The 22,842-nt window shown below is 60.2% G+C and carries 22 protein-coding genes and 1 tRNA gene; 6 read left to right on the top strand and 17 right to left on the bottom strand.

Annotated features, from left to right (window positions below; all coding sequences use genetic code 11):
• Positions 1-57: 57 nt before the first annotated feature.
• Genes HYN24_RS05420 through HYN24_RS05410 form a run of 3 tightly spaced genes read left to right on the top strand, consistent with a single transcriptional unit; the run spans position 58 to position 2,974 of the window.
• Complete coding sequence (locus tag HYN24_RS05420) at positions 58-744, top strand: DUF599 domain-containing protein (RefSeq protein ID WP_240327739.1); 687 nt, start codon at positions 58-60, stop codon at positions 742-744.
• A gap of 5 nt (positions 745-749) precedes the next feature.
• Positions 750-1,637, top strand: coding sequence for an EamA family transporter RarD (rarD, locus tag HYN24_RS05415; RefSeq protein WP_117608306.1), 888 nt, complete (start codon positions 750-752; stop codon positions 1,635-1,637).
• Positions 1,637-2,974 (top strand): fused MFS/spermidine synthase, encoded by a 1,338-nt coding sequence (locus HYN24_RS05410; RefSeq protein WP_117608305.1) that lies wholly within the window; start codon positions 1,637-1,639, stop codon positions 2,972-2,974. The genes rarD and HYN24_RS05410 overlap by 1 nt, the downstream gene beginning before the upstream one ends.
• A gap of 21 nt (positions 2,975-2,995) precedes the next feature.
• Here the strand turns inward: HYN24_RS05410 and HYN24_RS05405 are convergent, their stop codons facing one another.
• From HYN24_RS05405 to HYN24_RS05390, 4 genes are all read right to left on the bottom strand, one after another.
• Positions 2,996-4,573 (bottom strand): ATP-binding protein, encoded by a 1,578-nt coding sequence (locus HYN24_RS05405; RefSeq protein WP_117608304.1) that lies wholly within the window; start codon positions 4,571-4,573, stop codon positions 2,996-2,998.
• A 133-nt stretch (positions 4,574-4,706) separates the two neighbouring features.
• A complete protein-coding gene (locus HYN24_RS05400) occupies positions 4,707-4,967 on the bottom strand; it encodes a hypothetical protein (RefSeq protein ID WP_162888599.1) in 261 nt (86 codons plus the stop codon).
• A 148-nt stretch (positions 4,968-5,115) separates the two neighbouring features.
• Positions 5,116-5,847 (bottom strand): 23S rRNA (guanosine(2251)-2'-O)-methyltransferase RlmB, encoded by a 732-nt coding sequence (gene rlmB, locus HYN24_RS05395; RefSeq protein ID WP_117608302.1) that lies wholly within the window; start codon positions 5,845-5,847, stop codon positions 5,116-5,118.
• A 70-nt stretch (positions 5,848-5,917) separates the two neighbouring features.
• Positions 5,918-6,484, bottom strand: a complete 567-nt coding sequence (locus HYN24_RS05390; protein ID WP_117608301.1) for a bacteriohemerythrin — start codon at positions 6,482-6,484, stop codon at positions 5,918-5,920.
• A 123-nt stretch (positions 6,485-6,607) separates the two neighbouring features.
• On the opposite strand from HYN24_RS05390, the gene HYN24_RS05385 reads away from it, so the two are divergent.
• Positions 6,608-7,471, top strand: a complete 864-nt coding sequence (locus HYN24_RS05385; RefSeq protein ID WP_117608300.1) for an HDOD domain-containing protein — start codon at positions 6,608-6,610, stop codon at positions 7,469-7,471.
• Positions 7,472-7,486: 15 nt separating this feature from the next.
• On the opposite strand, the gene rnr is transcribed toward HYN24_RS05385, so the two are convergent.
• Positions 7,487-9,946, bottom strand: a complete 2,460-nt coding sequence (rnr, locus tag HYN24_RS05380; RefSeq protein ID WP_117608299.1) for a ribonuclease R — start codon at positions 9,944-9,946, stop codon at positions 7,487-7,489.
• 40 nt (positions 9,947-9,986) lie between these two features.
• Here rnr and HYN24_RS05375 point away from each other — a divergent pair.
• Both HYN24_RS05375 and HYN24_RS05370 read left to right on the top strand, forming a co-directional pair.
• A tRNA-Leu gene (locus HYN24_RS05375) sits at positions 9,987-10,071 on the top strand.
• Positions 10,072-10,373: 302 nt separating this feature from the next.
• Positions 10,374-10,733, top strand: coding sequence for a hypothetical protein (locus tag HYN24_RS05370; RefSeq protein ID WP_117608298.1), 360 nt, complete (start codon positions 10,374-10,376; stop codon positions 10,731-10,733).
• A 51-nt stretch (positions 10,734-10,784) separates the two neighbouring features.
• On the opposite strand, the gene HYN24_RS05365 is transcribed toward HYN24_RS05370, so the two are convergent.
• The 12 genes from HYN24_RS05365 to ispG form a co-directional block, all read right to left on the bottom strand.
• Complete coding sequence (locus HYN24_RS05365) at positions 10,785-12,095, bottom strand: adenylosuccinate synthase (protein ID WP_117608297.1); 1,311 nt, start codon at positions 12,093-12,095, stop codon at positions 10,785-10,787.
• 4 nt (positions 12,096-12,099) lie between these two features.
• On the bottom strand, positions 12,100-13,254 hold the full coding sequence (locus HYN24_RS05360; RefSeq protein WP_117608296.1) for an ATP phosphoribosyltransferase regulatory subunit: 1,155 nt from the start codon (positions 13,252-13,254) through the stop codon (positions 12,100-12,102).
• Positions 13,251-13,436: a DUF2065 domain-containing protein gene (locus tag HYN24_RS05355; RefSeq protein WP_117608295.1), complete on the bottom strand. Its 186-nt coding sequence runs from the start codon at positions 13,434-13,436 to the stop codon at positions 13,251-13,253. The genes HYN24_RS05360 and HYN24_RS05355 overlap by 4 nt, the downstream gene beginning before the upstream one ends.
• On the bottom strand, positions 13,433-14,320 hold the full coding sequence (gene hflC, locus HYN24_RS05350) for a protease modulator HflC (RefSeq protein ID WP_117608294.1): 888 nt from the start codon (positions 14,318-14,320) through the stop codon (positions 13,433-13,435). The genes HYN24_RS05355 and hflC overlap by 4 nt, the downstream gene beginning before the upstream one ends.
• Positions 14,320-15,627, bottom strand: coding sequence for an FtsH protease activity modulator HflK (gene hflK, locus HYN24_RS05345; protein ID WP_117610216.1), 1,308 nt, complete (start codon positions 15,625-15,627; stop codon positions 14,320-14,322). Before hflK ends, hflC begins: the two co-directional genes overlap by 1 nt.
• 36 nt (positions 15,628-15,663) lie before the next feature.
• The gene (hflX, locus tag HYN24_RS05340) at positions 15,664-16,818 is read right to left on the bottom strand and encodes a GTPase HflX (RefSeq protein WP_117608293.1); all 1,155 of its coding nucleotides are present in this window, start codon (positions 16,816-16,818) and stop codon (positions 15,664-15,666) included.
• A gap of 63 nt (positions 16,819-16,881) precedes the next feature.
• Positions 16,882-17,118, bottom strand: coding sequence for an RNA chaperone Hfq (gene hfq, locus HYN24_RS05335; RefSeq protein WP_117608292.1), 237 nt, complete (start codon positions 17,116-17,118; stop codon positions 16,882-16,884).
• A 76-nt stretch (positions 17,119-17,194) separates the two neighbouring features.
• Positions 17,195-18,526, bottom strand: a complete 1,332-nt coding sequence (gene der / locus HYN24_RS05330) for a ribosome biogenesis GTPase Der (RefSeq protein ID WP_117608291.1) — start codon at positions 18,524-18,526, stop codon at positions 17,195-17,197.
• Positions 18,523-19,683, bottom strand: a complete 1,161-nt coding sequence (gene bamB, locus HYN24_RS05325; protein ID WP_117608290.1) for an outer membrane protein assembly factor BamB — start codon at positions 19,681-19,683, stop codon at positions 18,523-18,525. The genes der and bamB overlap by 4 nt, the downstream gene beginning before the upstream one ends.
• Positions 19,683-20,321, bottom strand: a complete 639-nt coding sequence (locus HYN24_RS05320; RefSeq protein WP_117608289.1) for a tetratricopeptide repeat protein — start codon at positions 20,319-20,321, stop codon at positions 19,683-19,685. The genes bamB and HYN24_RS05320 overlap by 1 nt, the downstream gene beginning before the upstream one ends.
• Before the next feature lie 5 nt (positions 20,322-20,326).
• Positions 20,327-21,616 carry a histidine--tRNA ligase gene (gene hisS / locus HYN24_RS05315; RefSeq protein ID WP_117608288.1) on the bottom strand — a complete coding sequence of 430 codons (1,290 nt, stop codon included), beginning with the start codon at positions 21,614-21,616 and terminating at the stop codon, positions 20,327-20,329.
• Entirely contained in the window at positions 21,613-22,842 is a 1,230-nt protein-coding gene (gene ispG, locus HYN24_RS05310; RefSeq protein WP_117608287.1) for a flavodoxin-dependent (E)-4-hydroxy-3-methylbut-2-enyl-diphosphate synthase, read from the bottom strand. The genes hisS and ispG overlap by 4 nt, the downstream gene beginning before the upstream one ends.

Here is a 22,842-nt window from a genome sequence, read left to right as displayed (position 1 = left end):
TGCGACAACAACGGTTTCACCATGTCGGATAAGGATCGCCTATGGCAATATGCAGGCATGCATGCTCTACCCCATCTTTCTGCCGCCGACTGGATTTCCCTGGTCATTTTCTTCGCCAGTTGGGCCGGCTATGCCTGGTATTCCGAACACAGCCAGCGCGGTGCCAACGGTCTAATCCATACCAGCCAGCACTACCGCCTGACCTGGGCCTATCGCATGCTGGAGCGTGACCTTCGGGTGGCCGATTCGACGCTGATCGGCAATCTGGTGACCAGTGTTTCTTTTTACGCCAACACCACCATCTACATCATCGCCGGCCTGGTCGCCGCGCTGGGCGCCTCCGACAAATTGCTCAGCTTCACCGCCGACCTGCCCTTTGGTGGCGCCGGCAACCGCGAACTCCTTGAAATCAAGCTGATGCTGCTCCTCGGCTCGTTCGTCTTTGCCTACTTCAAATTCACCTGGTCGCTCCGCCAGTTCAACCTGCTCTCCATCCTCGTCGGTGCCGCCCCCTACGGCAAATCCGGTGAAGCCGGCATCGACGCCTACGCCGAGCGCGTCGCCGGGGCCAACAACCTGGCCGGCGACGACTTCAACCGCGGCATCCGGGCCTATTATTTCGGCCTTGCCGCCTCCGGCTGGCTGCTCAACCCGGCCGCCCTTGGTGCCTTGGCCATCGCCGTGCTGATCGTGCTTTTTCGCCGCGACTACCGCTCGCCGGCACTGAAACTGCTGCGCGACTAAGCTTGATGTCACCCAAAAGCCAAGGAGCCGGCATCGCTTACGGCCTGCTCGCCTACGTCATCTGGGGCTGCTTTCCGATCTACTTCAGGCAACTGGCGGATATTTCGCCGATGGACATTCTGTCTAACCGCACGGCCTGGGCCTTCGTTTTCGTCACCCTGCTGCTCACCCTGCGCCGACGCTGGGACAAGATTCGCGCGATGTTCCGGATGCCCAGCCACCTAATCCGCCTGAGCGTCGCCGCCCTGCTCCTCGGTAGCAACTGGCTCGGCTTTTTATGGGCACTCGACCAGCATCAGCTGGTCGCCGCCAGCCTTGGCTATTTCCTCACCCCGCTGGTTAACGTTTTGCTCGGTTTGCTCGTCCTCAAGGAAAAACTCAACCGCCAGGAATGGCTGGCTATTGCCCTGGCGGGCGTAGCCATCGGCAATGAGTTGGTGGCCCTCGGCACCCTGCCGTGGATATCGCTATTCCTCGCTGCCACCTTCGGTACCTATGGCCTGCTCCGCAAGCAGGTGCCGATCGATGCCATTTCCGGCCTGTGGCTGGAAACCCTGGCGATGCTGCCGATCTGCCTGATCTACGCCGTCTGGCAGGCGGAACACGGTCACTTCGTATTCACGGTTGCCGCAAATACCACCACCGTGCTGCTGATCGGTTCCGGCATCATGACCGCCCTGCCCCTGATGGCCTTCGCCGCCGCCACCCAGCGCCTCGATCTGGCGATGGTCGGCATGCTCATGTACATCAACCCGACCATGCAGTTCGTCACCGCCATCGTCCTCTTCGATGAACCCTTGCAGCCGGCCCGCCTCGTCAGTTTTGCGCTGATCTGGCTCGGCCTGCTCATCTTCAGCGCAAGTGCCTGGCAGAAATACCGGAAGTACGCCTGATGTCCCGCTTTCTCCTCTACACCATCGTTTTCATCGAAGGTTTCTGCTCACTCGGGGCTGAGGTCATCGCACTGCGCCGACTGGTCCCGCATGTCGGCAGTTCCATCGTCGTCACGGCACCGACCATCGGCTTTTTTCTCCTTGCGCTGGCCCTCGGTTACGCCTCGGGCGCCAGGGTCGCCGCCAATTACCGCACTATCGTTGCCCGAAATTTCATGATCGCCGCCGGGCTGGCCGGCCTAGGGCTGGCCGGGATCAGCGTCGACTGGATGTTCGCCCACCTCCAGCCGGTGCTTGTCGCCTACCTCGTCTTCGTCGGCGGCGTCCTCTGTCCGCTCGCCTGGCTACTCGGCCAGACCGTGCCGATCCTGACCAACCTGATGAAAACCGAGCGCACCGGGGAGGCCAGCGGCCTGGCGCTATATTGGTCCACGCTCGGCTCCTTCCTCGGTTCGCTCAGCCTGTCACTGGTCGTCATGCAATGGCTGGGCGTGTCGGCAGCCGTCTTCACCTGCGCACTGGGCCTGCTCGTCGGCACCCTGCTGCTGGCCCGGCGTGACGTAAAAATAACGATCCTGGCCGGAGTGATTGCCGTCATCGCTGCCGGCCTCAATCTCCACCATGAAGTCACTGCCGATACAGCCTACGCCGAATACCTTATCGGCCCCGTCGACCTCCCGGGACAGAAGGACCCACGCGCCTTCTGGGTCAACAAGTCCACCGCCTCACTGCTCGACGACAGCGAGCCGCCCAACTACACCCGCTATATCCGGCATCTGCGCCAGATCCTGCTCAACGATCTGGGTTTCGCGGGCAAGGACATCCTCGTCCTGGGCGCCGGGGGCTTCACCCTGTCGCATCGGGAGCCGCTCAATCACTACACCTACGTCGACATCGATCCGGCCATCCGGGCCATCGCCGAAAAACACTTCCTGCACGAACCGGCCCGTGGTGAATTCATCGCCGACGATGCCCGCCGGTTCATCGCAACCAGCGAGCGCCGCTTCGATGCCGTGGTTGTCGATGTCTACAGTTCACACACCTCGATTCCCAGCCACCTGGTCACCCGCGAATTCTGGGTCGGCACCCGCCGGGTGTTGAAGCCTGAGGGAGTCCTGATCGCCAATCTGATCCTCGATGGCAAGCTCGAAACGCCCTACGCCCGGAACCTTCTGGCGACCATTGACAGTGTTTTCGGGCGTTGCGCGGTCGACGTACTGCACAAGGCGAAAACGCTGGCCAACGTCGAAGTCAGCTGCTTTGCCAGCAGCCAGCCCGGGGTTACCGGGATATACATTGACGAAAAAAACCGGGCCGATCTCGACCGGGTGCGCTGAGCTGGGTCGATCACCAGGCAGCTATAGCGTATCGACCCCACCATCCGACTTTTTGCCGCGCAAGGGCAGAATGACCCTGAAAGTTGAGCCAACCCCGACTTCGCTGCTGACCTCCAGTCTGCCGTCGTGCTTCTTGACGATATCGTAGGAGAGCGAAAGGCCGAGCCCCGTCCCTTTGCCGACCGGCTTGGTGGTATAGAACGGCTCGAAGATGCGCTGCATGACAGCCGGGGTCATGCCCTTGCCGGTATCGGCGACCTCGATCCAGGCCCAGGTCTCATCGTGGCCGCTACGCACGGTGATCGTGCCGTGCGTGTCGATGGCATGTACCGCATTGACCAGAAGGTTCATCACCACCTGATTGATCTGCGCCACCACACAGGGCACCGGCGGCAGTTCGCCCAATTCGCGGATGACATCGGCCTTGTACTTGAGTTCATTCCAGACCACATTGAGCGTACTCTCGATGCCGCTGTTGAGGTCAGCATCCTGACAGTCCGACTCGTCGATGCGGGAAAAATTCTTGAGGTCGGCAACAATCTTCTTGACGCGTTCAAGGCCGTCGCGTGACTCGCTGAGCAGTGCTGCCAGATCTTCCTTCAGATAATCAAACTCGATGGCCTCAAAATCGGCCTCTCCCGCCTGCCCACTACGGCAACGCTCAAGAAGGGCGATCATCTGCTGGCTATAGTTCTTCAGCGAGCCGAGGTTGGAATTGACAAAGCCGACCGGGTTGTTGATTTCGTGAGCCACCCCGGCCGCCAGCTGGCCGATTGACGCCATTTTTTCCGACTGCAGCAACTGGCGCTGCGAAGCCTCTAGTTCATCCACCTTGCCGGCCAGCTCGAACCAGCGGCGGCGGAGTAGTTCAAGCAACAGCCAGGCGGCTAAACCGACGACCATGAACTCAAGAGCATGGATAATCAGTGTGCTTCGCACCCCATCCTGAACCACCTCCTCGATCGGGCCATAACGCTGGGAGATGCTCAGTCCTCCGCGGATATCGCCAACCTGGTATCCCTGTCTGGCATGACACGCCATGCAGCTTGTCTTGACCTGCAGGGGAGCCATGTAGCGCAACATCAGGCCATTCGCCCCGGTCTCGACCCCGGTCACCTCCTTGACCCCTTGTTCAAAGGAGAGCAACGCCTGTCGCTCCCAGGCATCCGGCTCGTTTCCCGGCCGGATCGGGCGCAGGCTGCTCAGGCGAAATACCGCCCCCGACGCAACTTCGGCCGACTCGCCAATGAGGCGGGTCATGTAGGCCGGGTTGACCATGGTCAGCTGGGTACCATCCGTTGCCGTAAGGTCCCGGCGCGGATGTTCTAGATAGGGATTGGGCTGCGTCGTCGGCGTCACCGGCACATAGATCCCGCCGTGACTGGCATTCCAGTTACGCGTCAGGAGAACCATCCGGAACATGTTGCGGGCGCCTTCGGTCGCCACTTCAGTGGCTTTTTCCCTCGCCTCGTCGATGTGGGACTGCAGCGAGAACCCGACACCCATCGCCCAGACAAGAAGGAGCACCAGCCACCAGCGACGCTCGCGAACCACGCGCGGTATGGCGCGGCCTGCAACGGATGTTATCGACGCTTCCATGAGAGACGACTCTGGGCAACACGCAATTTAGTAATGCCTCAGAATACATCAAATTCCTGATGGAAATTCTGCCAAATTCCCGTCACACCGGCCTTTACCGGTCAACGCCGGAAACCCGCCTGACCTGAAAGACTTACGAACTCGAGGAACTGATTACGGATGAAACAGGTTCGGCATGGAGTACCGCCTGTTCCCGGCGGACACCATTGCCATGCCAGAATAGCAGCGCCCAGATCAGCGACCCGAGGGGCAAAACCACACCGACCCCGAACAGGGCAATCTTGACCGAACGCCCTAAGCGCGAACGAGCCGAGAACATCATGGTCGTTGCCTGCGGCAACCGGCTAACCCAATGACCATAACAGCGCACCCAGGTGGTGGCAGTTCTCAACATGACGGGGATCCTCGCTGGTAACGCCCCCGATCATCGCTGATGCGCATTGCCGGAAGATGACTACGGCAGACTTTCCGGATCAGGGGAAGCGTCGGGCTACCCGACCAGATCCAGATGGACGAGTGGATCCTCAGCGCCTCGAATGGCATCAACCCAGACGACGACGCGCCTCAAACAGACAGACCCCGGCGGCAACGGAAACATTCAGACTTTCAACAGAGCCGTGCATCGGGATCTTGACCAGCTGGTCGCAATTTTCCCGGGTCAGGCGGCGCATCCCCTCGCCCTCCGCGCCGAGCACCCAGGCCGTCGCTTTTGGCCACTCGGCGGCGTAAAGATCGCTCTCTGCCTCGCCGGCCGTGCCGACCACCCAGATGTCGCGCTCCTGCAACTCGCGCAGCGTCCGCGCCAGATTAGTGACCATTACATAAGGCATGGTTTCAGCCGCCCCGCAGGCGGTCTTGGCCGCCACATCCGTCAGGCCGACGGCACGATCCTTCGGGGCAATCACCGCATGGACGCCGGCCGCATCGGCAACGCGCAGACAGGCACCGAGGTTGCGCGGATCGGTAATGCCGTCGAGTACCAGCAGAAAAGCCGGCTCCTCCAGCGTGTCGAGAACATCGTCGAGGTGGGCCAGTTTACGATCTCCCTCGATGCGGGCAAGAACGCCCTGGTGCTTGGCGCCCGGCGCCATGCCATCAAGACGCTTGCTGTCGGCGCCAATCACCTTGACCCCTTGCAGTTCGGCATGGGCCAGAAGGTCGCGCGCCCGTGCATCGTGACGCGTCGCGTCGATGACGATTTCCTTGACCGACTCGGGATCGTGGCGAAGTTTTGCGGTAACGGCGTGAAAACCGTAGATCAGGCGGGAGGACATGGCTGCTTTCAAAAAACCGGAAGGCGAATTTTACCGCGCCAGCGCCACGCGCCGACGATTCATCCGGCAATCACAGATGCTTGTGCATGGAATCGTCGCGGGAAATCCAGCGCATCAGAATCTGGTCGTGCAAGGCAATGTGGTTAACCAGCCAGCGCGTCAGCAAGGCATCCAGCTCTCGAATCCGCGCAACGACGTGCCGGGAATCGAGCGACGAAACGATCTCCTGAACCTTGGACGATATCGCCGCATGATCTTCCATGTGTGCCTCGCAGATGTTGCGATCCACCATCAGCAGCAGTGACTCCCGCATCACCGCTTCTTCCGTCTTGAAATGATCGAGAATAAAGGCAAAGAGGTCACCGAGCATGCCAACCACCAGGCTCTCGCATTGCCCCTGCAGATCATCGCTGCACGTGCCGCAATCACTCTGGCCGGTATAGTTGGAGCATACCCTGCGCAAATCGGCGATGATCGAAAGGAGGAAGCAGTGCTCGAAATCGATCAGCTTGTGGCCAGTCACCAACGCTGGCGGCAACTCGCCGTTGGCCAGCCAATGGGCAACGAGTTCCGATGAAACATCGACGGAAGCCGAGGCCATTTTTGAAGGATCGAATACTACTGACTGCCAGGCCATTTACATTCCGAACAATGTTACACAAATTTATTTTACCTCCCTGATTTGGCTTGATGTTAAGGTAATTGTGAAACTTGGTAATGCGACTGACTCTCAACGCATTGCCACCAATGGAGAAATAGCTTGCTGTCGGAACACCAGAAGCGCTGGGGCGTCGATCAATGGGCAGCCTACCTGAGCGGGCGGGAACTACCCTGCATGCCGCGCTCGAAAGTACGCCTACTTGAACTTGAAGCCGAGCGAGGCGAACGACTGGCGGCCATCGACCTGGCCGACATTGCCGCGGCCGACCCCTTTCTCTGCCTGCGCCTGCTGCGCGAGGCCGAAGGACACCGTGCCCAACGCCTCGGCCACGAAACCACCAACCCTCTGGGCACCGTCATGCAACTGGGCACCGATGCCGTGCACAAGTTGATGCTCGACAGCCCGGAAACCGACGAAGCGAATGCCGGCCTGGCCGAATGCGAAGCCCGCGCCCACCTGGCCAGTCGCCTGGCCCTGCGCTGGGGAGCGGCGCGTGCCGACATTTCGCCCGACGAAATCGCCATGGCTTCGCTGCTCGCCGAAATCGGCGAACTGCTCCTCTGGTCTTTTGCCGAAGAACTCCCACTGGCCGCCCTCGAAGCGCTGCACTCGGGCCATTCGGCACGCTCGTTACAGGCCCAGGTTGACACCTGTGGTTTCCGTTTCAAGGATCTGACACTCAAATGCGCCTTGATCTGGAATCTGCCGACACTCCTGACACAACTGATCCGGGGCATCGACAATACCCGCGCCAATCTGTCACGCCTTTGTGTCGACACCGCCCGGCATCTCAGCAGCGGCCCGGATGATCCGGCCCTCCCCGCTGATATCGCTGCCGCCAAGGAGATCATCCCTGGCGCCTCAATCGAATGGCTAGCCGAACAACTACCGGGCCTCAGTGAGGAGCAGGTTGCGGTAATCGCGCTCAAGGCCGGAGAAATCCTCGCCCCCCCCGGGCATTGAGCGCGACAGCTCGGCTCAGCGCTTTTTAGCGCCTCCCTTGTGGGCGGCCTTGCCGCCGCCGACCTTGCTGCCTGGTGCAGCCGACTTCTTGGCCGAAGATTTTTTACCCGCCGGTTTCGCTTTGCCCTTGGCGGCCGGCTTTTCCGCCTTACCGAAGGATGGCTTGGCAGCCGACTTTCCGGCCTTGGTTGGCACCTTGGGCGCCGCATCCCAACTCACCGCAGCCTTGGCCTGCGGGCGCGAACCAACCGCCTTGACCGCAGCTTTAGGCACCGTCCTCGGACCGGCATAGGCCTTGTCGCTACCAGCCATGACAAAGTCGATACGGTTCGACTCGAGGTCGGCCCGCACCAGTTTGACGCGGACCCGGTCGCCGAGGCGGAAACGCTGGCCAGTCCGTTCGCCGAGCATCTGATGCTTGATGTTGTCGAACTGGAAGTAATCGGCTCCTAGTTCGGAGACGTGCACCAGGCCCTCGATATAGACGCTGTCGAGGGCGACGAAAATACCGAAGGCGGTGACGCCGGAAATCGTGCCGTCGAATTCCTCGCCGATGCGCTCCTTCATGAAGAAGGTCTTCAGCCAGTTCTCAACGTCCCGCGTCGCCTCGTCGGCCCGTCGTTCGGTGCTCGAACACTGCAGACCGATGTCGTCCCACGAGCGATCCGGCGTATAGACCTCCTTGGCCAGCACCGCTTTGATGGCACGATGCACGAGGAGGTCGGGATAGCGGCGGATGGGTGAGGTGAAGTGGGTGTAATGCTCATAGGCCAGGCCGAAGTGGCCGACGTTGTCGGGGCTGTACATAGCCTGACGCAGTGAACGCAGCATGACCGTCTGCAACAACTGGAAGTCCGGACGCGGCTTGACCTTCTCGAGCAGGATGGCGTAATCCTTGGCCTGGGGATTGTCGCCACCGCCCAAGGCGAGGCCGAACTCGCCAAGGAAGGCGCGCAGGTTGGCCAGTTTTTCTTCCGACGGCGCAGCGTGGATGCGGTAAAGGCAGGTCTGCTTGTGCTCGGCAAGGAAATTTGAGGCGCAGACATTGGCCGCCAGCATGCATTCCTCAATGATCCGGTGAGCATCGTTGCGGACCACCGGGACGATGTTCTCGATCTTTCCCTGAGCATTGAACAGCATCTGCGTTTCGGTCGTCTCGAAATCGATCGCGCCGCGCTGGCCGCGCGCCTTGTGCAAGGCGGCGAACAGCTTGTAGAGATTCTGCACATGGGGCAAAACCCCCTGATGCACCTCGGTTTCCGGCACTTTTTCACCGGATAGCCAGGACCAGACGAGATTGTAGGTCAAGCGTGCATGCGACTTGAAGACGGCCGGATAGAACTTGTACTTCCCGATCTTGCCGTTGGCACTGATTTCCATGTCGCAGACCATGGCCATCCGCTCGACATCAGGATTGAGCGAGCAGATACCGTTGGATAGTTTCTCTGGCAGCATGGGGATGACCCGGCGCGGGAAATAGACCGAATTGCCGCGCTCCACCGCCTCACGGTCGAGCGCCATGCCCGGCCTGACGTAATGCGAGACATCGGCAATAGCCACGACCAGGCGCCAGCCCCGGCCCTTCTTTTCGCAATAGACGGCATCGTCGAAATCGCGGGCCGTCTCGCCATCGATGGTAACCAGCGCGACATCGCGCAAATCGACGCGACCTTTCAGGTCGGCCTTGGTTACCTTATCCGGCAGCGCCTTGTTTTCCGCCAGTGCCGCCGGGGAAAACTCGAAAGGCAGATCGTGCTTGCGCAACGCAATCTCGATTTCCATGCCCGGATCGGCATAGTTGCCGAGCACCTCAATGATCTTGCCGATCGGCTGCGAGAATTTGCTCGGCTGCTCGATGATCTCGACCATGACCACCTGTCCGGACTGCGGCTGATTTTTCGCCTTGGGCTGCGGCGGCACCAGAATATCCTGCGAAATGCGCTTGTTTTCAGGGGCCACGACAACGACGCCATGCTCGACGAAAACCCGGCCGACAATCCGTGTATTGACCCGTTCGGTCACCTCGACGATGCCTCCCTCGGGACGCCCCTTGCGGTCAATGCCGGTGACGCGAACCAACGCCCGATCGCCATGCAGCACCTTCCCCATCTGGTGCTGATCGAGAAAGACATCGGCGCTGCCATCATCGGGAATCAGGAAACCATATCCGTCCGGGTGTCCCTGGATACGACCCGCCGTCAGACTGGCCCGCTCGGGCAGGATATAGGCACCCTTGCGATTGCGCATGAGTTGGCCTTCGCGCTCCATGGCGCCGAGCCGGCGTTGAAACATATCGCGCTCGGTAGTGGTGATATCGAGCAATTCGATCAGTTCAGCCAGCTCGATCGGACGCCCTTCGTCAGTCAAAACCTGGGTCACATATTCACGCGAAGGTAGCGGAAATTCATAGCGTGCCAGTTCGCGTTCGAAGAAGGGATCAGCCCTACGGACTTTTGATAGCTTTTTTCTTGACATCTTTTGTTCTTTCTCTATAATGGCGGCTCTTCGCACCTGTGCCCAGGTGGCGGAATTGGTAGACGCACTAGTTTCAGGTACTAGCGGGTAACTCCGTGGGGGTTCGAGTCCCTTCCTGGGCACCAGCGATTTTGATAGAAGGCCTTGTTAAAACAAGGCCTTTTTTCATTTCTGCTGGACGTTTGATGATCTGAGCCTTAATTCTGTATTTTGCTTGGGTAGCGCTGTCCTGACTTCAGGACACAGACAAACCGCAGGTCGCCCAATGCGACCCGGTCATTGTACCCCTCCCCGCCACCAATCAGGTTTCCAGCAGGAAATTGGCCTCGCGGTAACAATTGCTCACACTTGCGTACACAGCAACTGTCATCACCCGGTGACCTGCCTCGTTATTCGGCTTGTCCAAACGACAATGACGAGTCGAAAAATGAAAAAAATTATCGCCCTCTGTATCGCCGCCACCCTGGCTCTCACCGTCAACACCTCGGCACAGGCCGATTGGGGTCGCCACGACGGAGGTTACCGCGACCATGGTCACCACCATCGCCATGACGGCGGCGGTCGCGGCTGGATCGGTCCGGCAGCCATCCTCGGTATCGCCGGCCTGGCCATCGGCACTGCGGTCGCTTCGCAGACCTACTATGCAGCCCCGGCCCAGGTCTATAGCGCGCCGCCACAGCCGGTACAGGCCAACTACGGAACCTGGTATTTCTGCGGCTCATCCGGTCAGTATTACCCCTACACCAACGCCTGCCCGGAAGGCTGGCAGGCGGTTCCCGCCCGCTAAAAAAAAACGGGCCGACAAGGCCCGTTTTGACTACCGCAACCCGGCTATCGCCTAGTTGTTGAAGGGGTGCTGCTTGAGAATGGTCTCGTCGCGCTCCGGGCCGGTCGACACGATGGCAATCGGCACTTCGCACAGTTGTTCGAGGCGATTCAGGTAAGCCTGTGCCTCGGCCGGCAGATCTTCCCAGCGCTTGACGCCAAAGGTCGTACCGCTCCAGCCCGGCATCGTTTCATAGATCGGCACACAGCGGGCGACTTCGTCGGCACCGATGGGCAGCAGGTCGATGACCTTGCCATCGAGCGTGTAGCCGGTGCAGATGCTCAGTTCCTTGAGGCCATCAAGCACATCGAGCTTGGTGATGCACAGCCCGGTCAGGCCGTTGATGCGACCCGAACGGCGCAGCGCAGCCGCATCAAACCAGCCACAACGGCGTTTGCGCCCGGTAACCGTACCGAATTCGCGACCAACCTGCGACATCTGGTAGCCAGGCACGCCTTCGGTTTCGATATCCAGTTCGCTCGGGAAGGGGCCGCCGCCGACACGGGTGCAATAGGCCTTGGTGATGCCCAGCACGTAATGCAGCATGCCCGGGCCAATGCCCGAACCGGCCGAGGCCTGACCAGCCACGCAGTTCGACGAGGTGACGAAGGGGTAAGTGCCGTGGTCGATATCGAGCAGGGTGCCCTGGGCGCCTTCGAAGAGCAGGTTGGAGCCGGCCTTATTGGCGGCGTAGAGCGCTGCGGACACATCGGTGACCATCGGACGAATCTGCTCGGCATCGGCCATCGCCTGATCGTAGACGGTCTGGAAATCGACAGCTGGTGCCTTGAAATACTGCGTCAGCACAAAGTTGTGATATTCCAGCACTTCCTTGAGCTTCTCGGCGAAGCGTTCCGGCTGAAACAGGTCATAGACGCGCAGGCCGCGCCGCGAAACCTTGTCTTCATAGGTCGGGCCGATGCCCTTGCCGGTCGTGCCAATCTTCTTGTCTTCCGACTTGGCACCTTCGCGGGCCTGGTCGATCGCCGAGTGATACGGCAGGATGAGCGGGCATCCCGGGCTGATCTTGAGGCGCGAACGGACATCGATGCCGCCCTTTTCGAGTTCGGCGATTTCCGACAGCAGGTGATGGATGTCGAGCACGACGCCATTGCCGATATAGCACTCGACGCCGTCGCGCACGATGCCCGAGGGCACCAGATTCAGCTTGTAGACCTGTTCACCGACCACCAGTGTATGGCCGGCATTATGACCACCCTGGAAACGCACAACCCCCTTGGCGTGATCGGTTAGCCAGTCGACGATCTTGCCCTTCCCTTCGTCGCCCCATTGGGTACCCACCACGATGACATTCTTGGCCATTTTATTAGTCCTCTTGTATTGCTTCAATAATCCAGTGTTCGCCAACCAGCGCCAGTTTCCGGTCACAGACCGGGCCTTCGCAGGCGGTTTCACCCGGCAGCAGCTGAACGACAATTTCACCCTGCTCGCGCAAGGCGGCGATATGTGCGGCGAGGCGCTGATCATGGCTGGCATGCGGAGCCAGAATCGCGCCATTCGACTTGCCAACCGGCGCCAGACGGGCTACTTCGCGCAGGTCCATCGAAAAGCCGGTGGCCGGACGGGCCCGTCCGAACGCCTTGCCGGCGCCGTCGTAGCGACCGCCCATGGCGATGGCTGCCGGATAGCCCGGGCAGTAGGCGGCGAAGACGACGCCATTGTGATAGTGATAACCGCGCAGGTCGGACAGGTCGATCGAGAACGGCAGTTCCGGCGCCCCGGCCAGCAGGTGACGCAGGCCGTCGAGCGCGGCGGAAATCGCCGGCAAGGCGGGCAATTCGGCCGCGGCGCGTTCGAGCACTTCGGCGCCGCCGTACAATTGCGGCAGGCGTTGCAGGGCTTCGCGATAGGGCGACGGCACATTGACACAGGCCTCTTCGAGACCCGGCACATCCTTGGCCTGGAGAAGGCTGAGGACATTTTCCTCGGCTTCCTGCGGCAAACCGGCGGCCTCGGCGAGCGCCTGGAAAATACCGACGTGACCGAGGTCGATGCGGCTGAGCGGCAGCTTGGCCCGCTCGAAAGCACCGGCCATCAGGCGAATGACATCGAGATCGGCCTCGATCCCGGCAAAACCGTACAGTTCGGCCCCGATCTGGACCGGCTCACGGCCGGCCGAAATGGTTGCCGGCAGCGTATGCAGGACGCTGCCGCAATAGCACAAACGAGTCACGCCCTGATGGTTGAGTAGGTGCGCATCGATGCGCGCGGCCTGCGGCGTGATGTCGGCGCGGACGCCCATGGTCCGGCCGGTAAGCTGGTCGACCAGCTTGAAGGTGCGCAGATTGAGGTCCTGGCCGGCACCGGTCAGCAGGGATTCGAGATATTCGAGCATCGGCGGCATGACCAGTTCGTAGCCACGGCCACGAAAATGATCAAGGACCGTCCGGCGCAGATTTTCGATGCGCACCGCTTCAGCCGGCAGCGCATCGGCAAGGTATTCAGGTAACAGCCAGTTCATGAGAAAACAATCAGTAAGATCAGGCCAATCAGCATCGAGGTCAGACCGACGAAGCGGATTTGCCCATCCGAAAATTGAATGAGGCGGCGAAAGGTTTCACGCCAGGCCGCCGGGGCAATAAAGGGCATGAAGCCTTCGAGCACGAGCATCAGCGCGAAGGCCAGCAGCAGAGTCGAGTTCATTTGCCTTTGTCAGCGCCGCGTCCACCACTCTTCATGTACTTGAAGAAATCGGAACTGGGTTCGACAACCAGCACATCACTCCTGCTCTTGAAGCTGCCGCGATAGGCTTCAAGACTGCGGTAAAACGCGTAAAACTCGGGGTTCTGGCCAAAGGCCTGAGCGTAGGTATTGGTCGCCTTGGCATCGCCCTCACCCTTGATCTTCTGGGCATCGCGGTAGGCTTCGGCAACGATGATTTCGCGCTGACGATCGGCATCGGCACGAATCTTCTCGGCCTCGGCCGAACCTTCCGAACGCAGTTCGTTGGCGACCCGCTTGCGCTCGGCTTCCATGCGGCGATAGACGGCTTCGCTAACCTCAGTCGGCAACTCGACGCGCTTGAGACGCACGTCAACGATCTGCACACCAATCTTGCGCGCATCGTTATCGGCCTTTTCACGCATCTGGTTCATGATCTTGTCCCGCTCGCCGGAGACCACGTCATGCACCGTGCGCTTGCCGAACTCCTCGCGCAGGCCAGCGTTGACCGTCTGATTGAGACGGGTCTTGGCGCGCGACTCGTCACCACCGACCGAGATGTAATACAACTGCGGATCGACAATACGCCACTTGATGTAGGAATCGACCAGGACATTCTTCTTCTCGGAGGTGATGAAACGCTCCGGCTCGGCATTGTCGAGGGTGATGATGCGCTTTTCGAAATAGCGCACGTTCTGGACCATCGGCACCTTGAAATAGAGGCCCGGCTCGCTGATCGCCCGCTTGACCTCACCCAACTGGAAAACCACGGCGTACTGACGCTGATCGACGGTAAAGATCGACATGGCAAGAACCACCAGCACCGTGGCGAGAACTGCCCCGAGGAAATTGATACGCGGACTCATTACCGTCCCTCCCGATCACGCGAACGCAGCGAACCATCGCGCGAACTTGAAGAATTCGAACCGCCACCCACCTTTGGTGCCGCCTCAAGCTGTGGCGGCGCATCGGTCGATAGCGGAGCCGCCTTGGCGGTCGACGGAGCAACCGAGGCTTCCGGTGCCGCCTGCGCGGCAGTCGCCGCAGCAGTCGCCTGCATCAGCTTGTCGAGCGGCAGGTAGAGCAGATTGCCCTGACCCTTGGCATCGACCAGAACCTTGCTGGTGTTGGCATAAATCTGCTGCATGGTTTCCAGATACATGCGCTGACGCGTCACTTCCGGTGCCTTGGCATACTCGGTCAGCACCTGCTTGAAGCGCGAGGCATCGCCCTCGGCTGACTGAATGACGCGCTGCTTGTAACCATCGGCTTCCTGCAACAGACGGGCGGCCGTACCCTTGGCCTTGGGAATCACGTCGTTGGCGAAGGCCTGACCTTCGTTTTTCTGCCGCTCGCGATCCTGACCGGCCTTGACCGCATCGTCAAAAGCCGCCTGAACCTGCTCCGGTGGCTGGGCATTCTGCATGGTTACCTTGGAAATCAGGATACCGCTCTGGTAACGATCCAGAATATCCTGCATGAGCTTGGCGGCCTGGGTGGCAATCTGCTCGCGACCTTCGTAGAGCACGTAGTCCATCTTGCTCTTGCCGACGATTTCTCTTACAGCCGACTCGGCTGCACCCATCACGGCTTCATCGGTCGACCGGTTATTGAACAGATACTCGACCGGATCCTTGAGGACATATTGAACAGCGAACTGTATGTTCACGATGTTTTCGTCATCGGTCAGCATCAGGGCTTCCTTGAGCACCTTGTTGCGCTCACTGCCGCGATAGCCGATTTCGATGGTGCGCACGCCGGTCAGGTTGACCAGCTCGTGCGACTGGATCGGATAGGGCAGGCGCCAGCGCAGGCCGGGGTCAGTAGCTTCCTTGAAGCTGCCGAACTGGAGTACCAGGCCGCGCTGCGAGGCGTCGACGATGTAGAAACCAGAAGCCAGCCAGACGACGGCGACCAGACCGGCAATCAGGCCGACGCCGCCGCCGACAAATTTGGGATTGAAATCGATATTCGGCATGCGCGGACCATCGCCGCCGCCACTGCCGCCACCACCGCCCTTCTTGCCGAACATGCCGGAAAGCTTGCGATTGAAGTCGCGCCACAACTCTTCGAGGTCGGGCGGGCCATCATTGGGTCGGCGCGGGCCGTTGCCACCGGATTTGTCATCGTCATTGCCGCCGCGATTACCCCACTGCGGGTCATTGAGCGACATGAAAATACCTAGGGTCGGAATCATGGATGTCGGGGTTCAGTTGATGTAGTCGTGTTGTGCTTCAAATTCAGCGTCGGCTATCGCCTTCTGACGGGCTTCAGCCTTGGCTCGGGCATATTCGGCCAGGGATTCACGCAGCAAATCCAGGCCTTCTCCAGTCCGCGCACTGACTCGAACGCGCGCGATATTACCATACTCGTCCCGCTCGATGCCCGGCTGGGCCTCGGTCAGGTCTATCTTGTTCCAGGCAACCAGCTGCCTGACGTCATCGGCGCCAATTTCACAGAGCACCTTATTCACTTCCTCAATCTGCTCGTCACGGGCATGACTGGCACTATCAACCACATGCAACAACAAGTCGGCATGTGTCGCCACCTCGAGTGTGGCATGAAACGCATCGACCAGCGAGTGCGGCAGATCACGAATGAAGCCGACCGTATCCGAAATCACGATATTGCCGGCACCGGCGATCCACAGCTTGCGTGATGTCGTATCCAGCGTGGCAAACAATTGATCGGCCGCAAAAACACCGGCGTGGGTCAGCGCATTGAACAAGGTCGACTTGCCGGCATTGGTATAACCGACCAGCGACACATTGAGGACATCGCCGCGCATTCGCGCCTTGCGCTGCACACCGCGTTGGCGTGACAGTTTCTGCAATCGATCCTTCAATAGCTTGACACGGTTGCCGAGCAGGCGGCGGTCTGTTTCCAGCTGCTTCTCACCCGGACCGCGCATGCCGATACCACCGCGCTGCCGCTCAAGGTGAGTCCACCCGCGCACCAGCCGAGTTGACAGGTGTTCAAGCTGCGCCAGTTCAACCTGCAACTTGCCCTCCGCACTTGAGGCACGCAAGGCAAAAATATCCAGAATCAGGCTGGTTCGATCGATCACCCGGCATTTGAGTGCCCGTTCGAGATTCCGTTCCTGCGCAGGCGAAAGCTCATGGTTAAAAATAACCAGATCGGCCTGGCCGGCTGCCAGCATGTCGCCGATTTCATCAACCTTGCCTTTTCCGGCAAACGTTTTGGGATCGGGGCTGGCGCGCCGACCAAAGACTTCGGCCACGACCACGCCACCAGCCGATTCGGCGAGCAAACGCACCTCTTCAAGCTGATCCTCGAGATCGGGCTGACCAAAATCAAGCTGAACGATCACCGCACGTTCACCGGCGGCGGGTCGTTCAATCATGGGCGTTTCCTGGAAGTAGAAGGGCGACCCGACCAGACCGGCGGGTCGCTGGACAGGGTTCGATTATTCCGGAGCCTGTTCCTGCTGGAGGTTAACCGGACGGGCCGGCACCACCGTCGAGATGGCATGCTTGTACACCATCTGCGTCACCGTGTTCTTGAGCAGTACGACGTACTGATCGAACGATTCAACCTGGCCCTGCAATTTGATCCCGTTCACCAGGTAAATAGAAACGGGAACATGCTCACGACGAAGAGCGTTGAGGAAGGGGTCTTGTAAAAGTTGCCCTTTGTTACTCATGGTGTGGACTCCATGTAATTGTTATGAGGGTCCTAATGTACCCAAATTTATAAAGTGCTGCCAAAGATTTTGTAGTTTATTTACTGTCCTTGTCGGCAAACGGGTTTTTCGCGCTGACACACTGAATTCGCAAGGGCGTTCCCTGCAATTTGAACGCTTCGCGGAAGGTGTGTTCGAGAAAACGCCGGTAGCTGTCGGTAATCTTGTCGACCGCATTGCCGTGGATGACGATGATCGGCGGATTCGAGCCGCCCTGGTGTGCATAGCGCGGCTTGGGCCGGAACAGCCCGTGCTTGGCCGGCGCCTGCTTGGCCACCGCATCGATCAGTACGCGGGTCAAGCGTGGCGTGGTCATCTTGGCCATGGCTGCAGCATAGGCGGTATCAACCGAGCGGAACATCGCTTCAAGGCCGATATTGTCCTTGGCCGAGACAAAATGAAACTTGGCAAAATTCAGGAACTGCAGCTTGCGCTGCAGGATCTGGCGCGTCTGTTCGCGGGTATAGGCATCGAGGCCATCCCACTTGTTGACGGCAACGACCAGAGCGCGACCGGACTGGACGATGAAGTCGGCAATATGCGCGTCCTGATCGGACACATCAGCCTGGGCATCGACCATGAGGATGACCACATTGGCCCCTTCGATGGCTTGCAGGGTCTTCACCACCGAGAATTTCTCGATCGACTCGAAAATCTTGCCGCGCTTACGCATGCCGGCCGTATCGACCAACACGTACTTGCGACCACCGCGCTCGAAATCGATTTCGATCGAGTCGCGTGTCGTTCCCGGCGCATCAAACGCAATCACCCGCTCTTCGCCGAGCAGCGTATTGACCAGCGTTGACTTGCCGACATTGGGACGGCCGACGATGGCCACGCGCACGGCATCGGAATGCCATTCGTCATCTTCCGGTTCAGGGAAGCTCTCGAGCGCCAGCTCGACCAGACCACGCACCCCTTCGCCGTGGGCCGACGAAATGGCATTGGGTTCGCCCAGGCCAAGTTCGTGGAACTCCGCCTCGACCATGCCGGCATTCATGCCCTCGGCCTTGTTGACCGCAACAATGACCGGGCAATCGACCCGGCGCAGCTTGTTGGCAATTTCCTTGTCGTGCGGCGTCAGGCCGGAACGACCATCAACCACGAAGATAATGGCGTCGGCTTCGGCAATCGCCTGTTCCGTCTGGCGTGCCATTTCATGCAGGATACCTTCCTTGACCAGCGGCTCGAAACCACCGGTATCGACCACCAGATGCGGCTTTTTACCCAGTTTTCCATGACCGTAATGACGGTCGCGGGTCAGCCCGGGCAGGTCGGCGACGATAGCGTCGCGCGACTTGGTCAGACGATTGAAGAGCGTGGATTTGCCGACATTGGGTCGGCCAACCAGAACGAGCGTAGGTTTCATTGAGCCTCGACTGCGCTCACGCTGCCACCCGTGGTCTGGACCAGGACAGCATTACCGAGCATCTTAAGTGGCGCGCGAACCGGCGTGCCATCGGTTTTCTGACGCGCGGCAAAACTGCCATCCTCGCGTGAAAGGAAGTGCACAATGCCTTCCGCATCGGCCACCGCCACCAGACCACGCTGCACGACCGGTGCCGAGAGCTTGCGGTTCTTGAGTTTGTCCTGTTTCCACAGGCTGCTGCCGGACTGACGATCCAGCGCCGAGACAACCCCCTTGTCATCGGCCACGAACAGGTAGCGACTATCCATGGCCAGACCAGTCACCGACGACAGGTCACGCGACCAGATCATGGTCCCGCCCTGCCCCATGTCGAAGCAGGCGACCCGCCCCTGGAAGGCGACGGCGCAGATCAGACGACCATCAATCACGGGGGCAGCGACGATATCGGCCACCCGGTCAAGTTCCGTCGCGCCCTTGGGCAAGGCGACGGTTCCCTCCCAGACCGGCGCACCGTTCTGGATGGCCAGGGCGACCATTTTGCCACCCGGATAGCCGACGAAAACATAGCGGTCGGCAAAGACCGGCGAACCGGCGCCGCGTACCGACAAGGGTGGCGTGGCCCGCTGATAGACCCATTTCCGTCCACCATCGCCGAGATCCAGCAGATGTACGCGGTTATCACCGCTCTTCACGGCAACGCCGTCATCGCCCACCACCGGCGAAGCCAGCACTTCACTGGACACCTTGGCCTGCCAGAGGGCCTTGCCATCCTCAGCCGAGAAAGCCAGTACCTCGCCCTTCGAGGTTCCGACCACGAGCAGGCGGCCGTTGGCACCGACGCCGGCGGAGAGAGGCTGGCCGGCTTCGATTTTCCATGCCACCTTGCCGCCTTCAAGCTTGGCAATGCTGCCACTACGACTGGCGACAAAGGCGGCATCACCGACGACGGCCGGGGTAAAGCTATAGTCACCCGCCTTGCCGATACTTGCCGACCATGCCGTACGCACCTCGGCGGTAGCGGTAAATGGGGCCAGCGGGGTCATTTTCGGCCCGGCACTGGAAAACGGATTGATCGCGTCGATAGTATCCGACACCGTCGCACAGCCACCGAGCAACAGTCCGGCAGTGGCGAGAAGGGCAACAAGTTGACGTGACATCAGACGGCCTCACCGAGGTTATCGAGTTTCTGCTGCAGCAATTCACGGCCGGCGCCCTGCTTGCCGGTCATTTTATCCAGAGCGGCCTTGTAGGCAGCGCGTGCTTCGGGCTTCTTGCCCTGAGCCGACAATACATCGCCCTTCAATTCCTGAAAGCGCGGGTCGAAGGCCGGTGCATGGGCCGTTTCGAGCTGCTTGAGGGCTTCATCGTAGGCCTGTTCGTCAATTTGCACGGCGGCCAGACGCAGACGGGCAAGATCACGGATCTCATCCCTGCCATTTTCAGCCACCCATCCAAACTGGGTCTTCGCCGTCTTCAGGTCACCGGCTTCGAAGGACTGCTTGCCAGCCAGCATGGCGCCCAGAGACGCGTAGCTGGTGCCACCGAATTTCTCGGCCAGTTCGCCGGCTGCCGCCTTGACCTTCTGTGCGTCGCCGGTCGCCGTCGCCTGCTCAAGCACGCCATAAATGGCGGCAGCCTGCGCCGACTGGCCGCGCTGATACCAGTTCCAGCCCTGCCAGCCGATGATGCCCAGTGATGCGGCAACGACCACGCTGGTCACGAGGTTGCCATACATCTTCCACCAGGTTTTGATGGAGTCGATCTGTTCCTGTTCTTCGAGGTCGTAATGCGCCATGCTGCTTATTCCTCTTCATCCGAATCAATAATTTGGCCGATGATGGCTTCTGCCAGTTCATCGACTTTCAGTTTACGTTGTTCCATACCTGACTGGCGCAGCGACTTCAACTGAGCTTCGCCGGTTGCCGCTTCATCATCACCGATGATCACCGCGAAAAGCGCGCCGCTACCGTCGGCCTTTTTCATCTGCGACTTGAAACTACCACCGCCGCAGTGCTGCAGCACGTCGATACCCTGATCGCGCAGGCCTTCGGCCACGCGGAAAGCCAGGCGGGCGGCTTCATCGCCCTGATGCACGAGATAGACATCCGGCGTCGGCGCCGCCGGCTCGCCACCGGAATCCTTGATCAGCGCAATCAGGCGCTCGATACCCATGGCAAAGCCACAGGCCGGCGTCGGCTTGCCGCCGAGTTGCTCGACCAACCCGTCGTAGCGGCCACCTGCACAGACCGTGCCCTGAGCGCCCAGCTTGTCGGTGACCCACTCGAAAACGGTCAGGTTGTAGTAATCGAGGCCACGCACCAGACGCGGATTGATCTTGAAGGGGATGCCGGCATCCCGCAGAACGCGCTGGACGCCTTCGAAATGGGCAAGAGATTCGGCCCCGAGGTAGTCGATCAGCTTGGGCGCGGCAGCGCACAGATCCTGCATGGCCGGATTCTTGGTATCGAGAATGCGCAGCGGATTGGTATGCAGACGACGCTTGGCCTCCTCGTCGAGCAGCTCGGCATTTTCTTCGAAATAGGTAATCAGCGCGGCGCGGTGCTGGGCACGTTCGGCCGGCTGGCCAAGACTGTTGAGTTGCAGCTCAATGCCGTCGAGACCGAGATCGTTCCACAGGCGGGCACCCATGAGGATCATTTCGGCGTCGATATCAGGGCCGGCCATGCCGAAGGATTCGACACCAACCTGATGGAACTGGCGATAGCGCCCCTTTTGCGGGCGTTCGTGGCGGAACATCTGGCCGATGTAATAGAGACGCTGTGTCTGACGCGCGGCCAGATTGTGCTCGATGACGGCGCGCACACAACCGGCAGTGCCTTCCGGGCGCAGGGTCAGGGCTTCGCCATTGAGACCGTCGATGAAGGAATACATTTCCTTCTCGACGATGTCCGTAACTTCGCCGATGGCCCGCTTGAAAAGCGGCGTCGGCTCGACGATGGGCATGCGGATCGGACGATAGCCGTAGCCCTTGAGCCACGACCGGATGGTGTCCTCGAACAGTTCCCAGAAAGCGGCTTCGTCGGGCAGGATATCGTTCATCCCGCGCACGGCTTGCAAGGTTTGACTCATGACTTCAGTTTCTTGGTGTAGGTGCGCTCGACATAGCGCTCGATTATTTGTTTGAATTCGCTGGCGATGTTGTCACCCTTGAGGGTGACCGTCTTCTGGCCATCTTCGTATACCGGTGCCGATGGGGCCTCGCCCGTCCCCGGCAGGGAAATGCCGATGTTGGCATGCTTCGACTCACCCGGCCCGTTGACGATACAGCCCATAACGGCCAGCGTCATGTTCTCGGCCCCGTCGTATTTCAGCTTCCACTCCGGCATCTTGGCACGGACGAAATCCTGCACCTGACCAGCCAGCTCCTGGAAGAAGGTGCTGGTCGTCCGGCCGCAGCCAGGACAAGCCGCAACCATCGGCGTAAAGGCGCGCAGACCCATGGTCTGCAGGATTTCCTGGGCAACAATGACTTCCTGGCTGCGCGACCCACCGGGCTCTGGGGTCAGCGAAATGCGGATGGTGTCGCCAATGCCTTCCTGAAGCAGCACGGAGAGCGCAGCCGTCGACGCGACGATGCCCTTGGAGCCCATACCGGCCTCGGTCAGCCCGAGGTGCAGGGCGTAATCGGCACGCTTCGACAACTCACGATAAATGGCAATCAGATCCTGAACACTGGAGACCTTGCAGGAAAGAATGATCTTCTCCCCGGCCAGACCGACCTCTTCGGCTTTGGCCGCCGATTCAAGCGCCGAGGTAACCATCGCATGACGCATGATCTCGGTGGCATCAAGTGGCTGCGGACGACGTGAGTTTTCGTCCATGATGCGGGCCAGCAAGTCCTGATCAAGACTGCCCCAATTGACGCCGATACGGACCGGCTTGTCATATTTGCAGGCAAGCTCGACCATCTGGGCAAACTGCTCGTCCTTCTTCTTGCCGAAGCCGACGTTGCCCGGATTGATCCGATACTTGGCCAACGCCTCGGCACAGGCCGGATGCTCGGTGAGCAGGCGATGGCCGTTGTAATGAAAATCGCCGATGAGCGGCACATTGCAGTTCATCCGGTCGAGATGTTCGCGGATTTTCGGCACCGCCGCCGCGGCTTCCGGCGAGTTCACGGTAATGCGAACCAACTCGGAGCCAGCCCGGGCCAGCTCAGCCGTTTGCACGGCCGTCGCGAGGTAGTCGGCCGTATCGGTATTGGTCATCGACTGGACGACCGGCGGCGCATTGCCGCCCAGCGTCACGTGGCCGACGAGACAGGACCGGGTCAGGCGTTTGGCAACGGCGCTCAC

This window comes from Dechloromonas sp. HYN0024 (assembly GCF_003441615.1).
Lineage (GTDB): Bacteria > Pseudomonadota > Gammaproteobacteria > Burkholderiales > Rhodocyclaceae > Azonexus.
Note: the sequence above shows the minus strand (reverse complement) of the source record. Positions and strands in the feature narration are given on the sequence as shown.